The organism is Variovorax sp. 01T432, assembly GCF_056398605.1.
On record NZ_JBFTPS010000067.1, the window covers coordinates 23,854 to 31,145 of the forward strand.

A 7,292-nucleotide genomic window follows, 5' to 3' on the forward strand; every position below is an offset into this window, starting at 1 on the left:
CCCCGAGCACGATGACCCCCGAACAGTACGTCCAGGACAAGGCGGCTGCCTCGGGCAGCAGTTTCTACTACGCCTTCCTTTTCCTTCCCAAGCCGCGCCGCGCCGCGATCACCGCCTTTTACGCGTTCTGCCGCGAAATCGACGACGTCGTCGACGAGGTCACGGACCCCGGCGTCGCCGCGACCAAGCTGGCCTGGTGGCGCACGGAAGTCGCCCAGTCCTTCGCGGGTCAGCCGCACCATCCGGCGATGCAGGCCCTGATGCCGCATGCGGCCGAATACGGCATCGAGGAGCGCCAGCTGCACGAGATCATCGACGGCTGCCAGATGGACCTCGACCAGACTCGCTACCTGGACTTTCCAGCGCTGCGGCGCTATTGCCACCTGGTGGCCGGCGTGGTGGGCGAAGGCGCGGCACGCATCTTCGGCCAGACCGACGCCCAGACCACGGCCTACGCCCACAAGCTGGGCCTGGCGCTGCAGCTGACCAACATCCTCCGCGACGTCGGCGAGGACGCATTGCGCGGCCGAATCTACCTGCCGGTCAATGAGCTCCAGCAATTCGACGTCAAGGCGCACGAGATCCTGAACCGCGTCCACTCGCCGCGCTTCGTCGCGCTGATGAAGTTCCAGGCGGAGCGCGCGCATGCGGTGTATGACGAGGCGCTCGCCCTCCTCCCGTCGGCTGACCGGCGAGCGCAGAAGCCGGGGCTGATGATGGCGAGCATCTATCGCACCTTGTTGAGGGAAATCGAAGGCGACGACTTCCAGGTGCTCCATCAGCGCGTGAGCCTGACGCCGGTACGCAAGTTCTGGCTGGCGTGGCGCGTCCAGGCCCTGGGTCGGCTTTGAGCAAGGTTGCGGTCATCGGCGGCGGCTGGGCCGGCATGGCCTGCGCCGTCGAAGCGACGCGGGCCGGCCATGCGGTCACCCTCTTCGAGGCCGCTCGCGCATGGGGCGGCCGTGCGCGCGGCCTCGACGCGGTGCTGCCGGACGGCCGAGCCGTCACGCTCGACAACGGCCAGCACATCCTGATCGGCGCCTACACCGAGACGCTGGCGCTGCTGGATCGCGTCGGGGTCGATGTCGATGCCGCCTTGCAGCGCGTGCCGCTCATCCTGCGATTTCCCGACAGACGGGGCCTCGCGCTGCCGCGGCTGCCGCATTGGCTGGACCGCGCCACCCGCGCGATTGCCCCGCTCGACGTCCTCGCCGGCATCCTGGGCGCGCGCGGCTGGACGTGGCAGGACAAGCTGAGCCTGCTGGGTACCGCGACCCGATGGCGGCGGCAGGGTTTCGCGTGCGCGGACACGGACACGGTGGCCCAACTCTGCACGACGCTCACGGCACGCGTGCGGGCGGAACTCACCGACCCCCTGTGCGTCTCGGCGCTCAATACGCCGGCCGAGCGCGCGAGCGGCGCCGTCTTTCTGCGCGTGCTGCGCGATGCGCTCTTCCAGACACCCGGCGGGTCGCAGTTACTGCTGCCCCGCGTCGACCTGGGCACGCTGTTCCCGCTCGCAGCCGAACGCTGGCTGGGACGGCATGGCGCACAGGCCGCGCCAGGCTGCCGTGTGCGCGCCCTGACTCGCCTCGATGATGGCTGGCGCGTCGACGATCAGCACTTCGATCGCGTGGTGCTCGCCTGCCCCCCCTGGGAGGCTGCGCGGCTGACCACCGACATCGCGCCCTCATGGGCCGAGGCGGCCGGTAGCCTGTCGCATGAGGCCATTGCCACGATCTATGTCCAGTGCGAGCGCGCATTGCAAGGTCCGTTGACGGCGCTGCGCAGTGACGCGCGCGCGCCTGCCCAATTCGTCTTCGATCGCGGCCAGCTCGGCGGCCCCCAGGGCCTCCTGGCTTTCGTCGTCAGCGCGAGCGTCGGGGACCGTGAGACGCTGGAACGGCTGGTGCTGGCGCAGGCACGCGATCAATTGGGGCTGACGCGGCCGCAACCCGTTCTGACGGTCGTCGAACGCCGCGCCACTTTTGCCTGCCACCCGAGGCTGCGTCGTCCGCCGACGCACGTGGCGCCGCGGCTGGTTGCCTGCGGCGACTACATCGATGGCCCCTACCCCGCCACGCTCGAAGGCGCGGTGCGAAGCGCCATCGCGGCGGCTGCCGAACTCTAGACCCTGGACGCGCTGAGGCCGGACGATCCGTTTCCGTTGCGCGCGGGCAGCGCCGCGGGCACCCAATCGGAATCCGGGGCTCGCCATTCGGAGCCCGGTTCGATGCTGTGTTTGTCCATCAGCCGATACAGGGTCATGCGCGAAACGCCGAGTTCGCGCGCGGCATGCGTGATGTTGTGCCCCACGCGAGTCAGCGTCAGGCAGATTGCATCGCGCTCGGCAACCGTGCGCGCCGCGTCCAGTCCCATGCCCATGGGGCTGTCGACCATCGTGAGTCCGAGATCGGCCGGCCCGATGAGACGCCGATCGGTCATGACGACGGCGCGCTGAACGCGGTTGTAGAGCTCGCGCACGTTGCCGGGCCAACCGTGCGCCATCATCGCCGCCAGCGCCTGCCGGCTGAAGCCGCGCACGCGCGTCTTGCCCGTTGCAATGCAGCGCTGGAAGAAATACTCCGCGAGGACGGGGACGTCCTCCATCCGCCGCCGCAGCGGAGGCAGCTCGATCGACAGTACATTCAATCGATAGAAGAGATCGTCCCGGAACTGCCCCATCGCCACGGCCTCGGCCAACGCCACATGAGAGGCCGCAAGGACGCGCACATCGACCGGAAGGTGGYGAACGCCGCCTACGCGATTGATGGTCTTCTCCTGAAGGAAGCGCAGCAGGTTTGTCTGCAGTTCCAACGGCAGGTCGCCGATTTCGTCGAGAAAGATCGTCCCCCCGTTGGCAGCTTCGATCAGCCCGCGGTGATCCGACGTAGCGCCCGTGAATGCTCCACGCTCATGGCCGAAGAGTTCGGATTGGATCAGCAAGGGCGAGATCGCGCCGCAGTTGACCGCCACGAACGGGCCGCTGGCGCGATGCGAACACTTGTGGATGGCCCCCGCGGCCAACTCCTTGCCGCTGCCGCTTTCCCCACCGATGAGCACCGGCGCATCCGTGACCGCCACCTTGCGGATCTGCTGGCGCAGGCGCGTCATGATCGGCCCCTGTCCCACCATGCCCAGCGCGTCCACAGCGTGCACCCGCGCGTCATGCAGGTGTCGGAGCATGGCGCGCTGACTGGCTTGTTCGAGGATTGGCTCCAGCGCATCCCAGTCGATCGGCAGAACCTGGTGCGCGAAAAAACACCCCAGCACCAGCTCGCGAAAATCCGGCGTGTCCAGGAGCGACCTCTCGCACACGACCACCCATTCAGAGCCGTTCGATGCATTGACGCAGGCCTCGACGGCCCCTGTTGACACCGGCAGCGCCGCGCCGACCAGCAGCAACCCCACCGGGAAATGCCGTTGCGCCTGAATTCGGCCGGCGCTGACGAGGTTCGCCTGCACGACGTCCCAACCCTTGGCCGACAGATAGTCCCTGACGCTGCTCGGCCCGTTCCCCAGCGTCACATAGAGGAGGTTTCGGAACTGCATGGCACCGCCCGAGACTGGGTCAGAACGGCCTTGGYGACACGACGGCGACTCTTGGAAACGTCCCTGGCGCGCAGGCACTCGAGCCCAGCGTTCCGGGTAGGCAGATTGTCTTCATGAAGCCCCCTGTTCAGCCTGTTCGCGCCTCGTGCGCAGACGTAGCGAGGCAGCGTAAACGGAATTCAAAAAAAGTGGTGGCTCGCGAATTGCAAGTTGCAAGCAGACGTAAATGCGCGGCGATTGAGCGCCGCAGGCGTCGCATGGCTGTTGCATTCCCGGCACTCGTCTGCGTCACTCTCAAAGTATGCATCGCGTCCAAATCCGGCGTCCTCTGAACCCCTGAAGCAAAGCGCACCAAGCGAACGCCCCTGCGCCGAAGGCGCGTCACATCAATGTGACAAAACGCCTGACTTCGATCGATTCACGGAAATACGAATGCCTCCAAGCGAAATACCGAATCGACCTTCACTTCAGGCTGCCGCCAGCGTCAAGTCATTGTGACAGATTGCCTTGGAATTCGGAAATAATATTCGCATGCCAATGGCAAAGTAATTGCTTTCAGGAACGCATCACGCCGCACGTCAGAGACTTGAAGGGCAGAAGAACAATGGCTGGCACCGAAGTTGCCTGTTTAAATTCATTCCAGAGAATCGCAGACTATCACATTTGATTCAGGAGGATTGATGAATAAGACAATTTATGATTTCGGCCCTCTCGTTGCCGCGACAAGAGTCAACGCTCAGCCTTCCCTGGCGCCGCTCGACAGCTGCGGTCCGACCGAACGCGCTTCCAGCAGCACATGCACGCCTCTCGCCCGTCGGCGTGGCGGCGATGGCCATGGCGCCGATGAGATCGCCACCATGCCGGAAAATTCCAGCGACGACGTGGAAGAAGAATATTTGATGAAAAGGCCGCGCCAAACGGCGTCCAATTGGCCTCGATTCGCCCCCAATAAGACATGAGCCTGCGCCGGTCGACACTTCATTTGAATTTGTCGACCGTCTTTCTCACCAGCGGCTGAAATGGGATATTTCGCCACCCCCAGCGGCATTGCTCCGGGGCAATAACTAGAACGACATCGGAACCCTGAGCGTCAATGTGAGATCAGGCGTGTCACGCGTCAATCCAGCGCCCACCGTCACATTCACCGTGGTCTTCGGACTGTAGCGGTATGAATAACCCAGCAGCAATGAAGCCAGTTGCGTCCGCACCGAACCCACCACTGGCTGACCATTCTGCTTGGTCTTTCCAATGGAATTCAGATCGACACCCATGCTGAAAGATGATCGGTCGTTGAGGGCCAGCCCCATCCCGAAATTGATGCCGACAACGTCGCCCGGCTTGACCGAGCCCAGGAACTCCTCCTCGCCATTCAGCACCAGACGGCTCACGCCGCTGCGGCCGAAATTGTGGGTATAGCTGAAGGTGCCGAAGAACACTGCGGGATCGGTGGGAAGCAACCAGGTCAGGGCGGGCTGAAGCGAATAGAAGCCCGAGCCGGTCGGCAGATCCAGCGGCAAGCCCGTACCCGTCGCGTTGCCCACGCAGCGCGTGATGCAGTCCGTGACCACCTCGAAGGGGTCCTTGCCGGTGCGCGTCTTGAAGCGCAAGGACCCGATCATGTAGGGCCACCCGCCTTGGCCATTGTTCAACTGATAGCGGGCTGCGAGTTCGACGTCCCCGATCGCCCTGCCGCTCGTGTTGAAGACGTTGTCGGTGGCCGAACCGGTGAAGATCTCGCGGCTGATGGTGGAATCGGAGCGATAGACATAAGGCAGCTTCGCCTCCAGTTCCAGTCGGTTGGTCACGCCCCAACGCCCGGTGACGGCGGCGGTCAGCGTGTTGCGCTTCACTTCGCGCACGTCCACCAGGCCGATGAGCAGCGCCGGGATCACGGTGTACCCCACCAGCGCAACCCGGTTGTTCGATGAATAGCCGTACTGCAACGACGGCTCGAAGATGAATTGACCGCGCGGAGTCAGGACGCCCGGTTCGTCGAACAGCGGCGCCACGGCCGGCCGTGGCGCCTCCGCGCTCGGCGCCACGCCGACGCGCACGGGGCGCGTCCCGGCCTCCGCCACGTCGCTCCCCTGGCTCGCAGCGGCCGGTGCGGCGCCCTCCGCCTGGCGGGTGCCCTCCGGTCGAGGAGCGGTACGCGCCTCCTGGGTGCTCATGCGCTCCAGGAGCTCCCGGTACTTCGCCTCCTGCTCCTGAGTCTGTTGCTTGAGCGCCTCGATCTGGCGCCCCTGTTCAGCCAGTTGCTGCTGCAATGCATCGACGCGCTTGTTCGCGTTGCGACTCGTCGGCCCTCCCTGCGTCTGCGCCACAGCGCCAGTCATTGCCGCTGTCGAGCAGGCGAGAAAAACCAGCGTTCTGCGCAGGCGAATGGTCTCCATGGTGCTCCTCTTGTGCTTATCGATTCCGAGCTATCGCGAGGCAGCGTAGTCGTACTTTTCAAGCAACAGCAAGTCGCAATTTGAAAGCAAATGCAACTGACTCTTCGCCGAAAGACGGTGGCGTCACAGCCTTGTGACACTTTGGTTCCTTGCGCAGGCATGTCCAATGAACTAGCACTTCCGGCCTACTTTCATTGGGCCGCTGCTTGCACTCCGGGGCATGAAGACAAGCCGTCTTCGAATGCTGTGTCACACCGATGTGACAACTCCTATCGGTTCGCCGATCTGCGCCATATCAGAGATCTTCCGAGCGAAAACAGACAGGAGGCGCGATATGAAGCTCGAGAGCCGTCACACCGATGTGACAGATTGCCTCGTCTTGTGCCCTTCAAAGGCTGCCCAAAGCCGTCGCCGCCATCGATCGGGGATCGGCCGAGGCAGCGCCCTTGCCTCTCAAGGACGCATCAAAAGAAACAGAGTGAAAGTGGCTGGCACCGAAGTTGCACTTTCGAGCTGGATTGCAGCGACGCAATCGAATACCAAGGTTTGCAACATCCACTTTTTGGAGGGTTCATGAAAAAGACACTTCTGGCTTCGGCCCTTGCGGTTGCGTTCGGCTTCAGCGGCATGGCGCTCGCCGACACGACGACACAGCAACCAGGCGACTTGAATACGAGTACGAGCACGAATACCAACACGAGTACAAGTACGACGACCGACAGCAGCACGAACAAAGGCTCGGGTGCTGCCCTCGCGAGCGCGGCCCGGTCTGCGGCGCTCAACAACGGCTCCACCGGAACCTTCAGCAACGCCTTCAACGTGACGACGGCGACCGCGAGCAGCAGCCTGAGCGGCGTGGTGACGGGCAACACCGTCTACGGCATCGGCAATAACGCCTACAACACTGGCTCCGCGGCAGGCGGCACCGGCAATGGAGGCTACGGTGGCGTCGGCAATGGCGGCCAGGCATCGGGAAGCGGCACAGGCGGCAACGGTGCCGTCGGCAATGGCGCGGTCGGCGCCGCGGGTGGCAGCGCCTCGAACGGCTCCATCACCCATGGCAGCGCGACCAACGGAAGCGCCACCGCCGGATATGGTGGTGACGGCTACGGCGGCAACGCCGGCGGCAGCAACGCAGGCGGAACCGCCACGGCCAATGGTGCGAGCGGCGGTGGCGGCGGCGGCGGCGGCAGCGGCGGCTTCGGCGGCGGCAGCAATGGCGGCAGCAGCGGCAACAGCGGCAACGGCGGCGCTGGCGGCCTGGGCGGCAACGGCGGCAACTCAGGCGCGACAGGCGTCGCCGGAGCGAGCGGCGCCGGCGGCGGCGGCGGCGCGGGTGGTGCGGGC

Annotated in this window: 6 protein-coding genes and 1 pseudogene; 5 read left to right on the top strand and 2 right to left on the bottom strand. The window is 64.9% G+C overall.

Annotated features, from left to right (window positions below):
• Nucleotides 1–11 precede the first annotated feature (11 nt).
• On the top strand, nucleotides 12–851 hold the full coding sequence (gene hpnD, locus AC1DNF_RS31470; protein ID WP_478152585.1) for a presqualene diphosphate synthase HpnD: 840 nt from the start codon (nucleotides 12–14) through the stop codon (nucleotides 849–851).
• Nucleotides 848–2,131 carry a hydroxysqualene dehydroxylase HpnE gene (hpnE, locus tag AC1DNF_RS31475; RefSeq protein WP_478152586.1) on the top strand — a complete coding sequence of 428 codons (1,284 nt, stop codon included), beginning with the start codon at nucleotides 848–850 and terminating at the stop codon, nucleotides 2,129–2,131. The genes hpnD and hpnE overlap by 4 nt, the downstream gene beginning before the upstream one ends.
• Here the strand turns inward: hpnE and AC1DNF_RS31480 are convergent.
• Nucleotides 2,128–3,552 (bottom strand): sigma-54 interaction domain-containing protein, encoded by a 1,425-nt coding sequence (locus AC1DNF_RS31480; RefSeq protein ID WP_478152587.1) that lies wholly within the window; start codon nucleotides 3,550–3,552, stop codon nucleotides 2,128–2,130. The genes hpnE and AC1DNF_RS31480 overlap by 4 nt on opposite strands.
• Before the next feature lie 680 nt (nucleotides 3,553–4,232).
• On the opposite strand from AC1DNF_RS31480, the gene AC1DNF_RS31485 reads away from it, so the two are divergent.
• Nucleotides 4,233–4,511, top strand: coding sequence for a hypothetical protein (locus AC1DNF_RS31485; RefSeq protein ID WP_478152588.1), 279 nt, complete (start codon nucleotides 4,233–4,235; stop codon nucleotides 4,509–4,511).
• A 105-nt stretch (nucleotides 4,512–4,616) separates the two neighbouring features.
• Here AC1DNF_RS31485 and AC1DNF_RS31490 read toward each other — a convergent pair whose 3' ends face one another.
• On the bottom strand, nucleotides 4,617–5,945 hold the full coding sequence (locus AC1DNF_RS31490; protein WP_478152589.1) for an acetate kinase: 1,329 nt from the start codon (nucleotides 5,943–5,945) through the stop codon (nucleotides 4,617–4,619).
• A 334-nt stretch (nucleotides 5,946–6,279) separates the two neighbouring features.
• On the opposite strand from AC1DNF_RS31490, the gene AC1DNF_RS31495 reads away from it, so the two are divergent.
• Nucleotides 6,280–6,522 carry a hypothetical protein gene (locus AC1DNF_RS31495; RefSeq protein WP_478152590.1) on the top strand — a complete coding sequence of 81 codons (243 nt, stop codon included), beginning with the start codon at nucleotides 6,280–6,282 and terminating at the stop codon, nucleotides 6,520–6,522.
• Nucleotides 6,519–7,292, top strand: a pseudogene (locus AC1DNF_RS31500) (hypothetical protein); the annotation flags it as partial. The gene AC1DNF_RS31495 and the pseudogene AC1DNF_RS31500, both read left to right, overlap by 4 nt.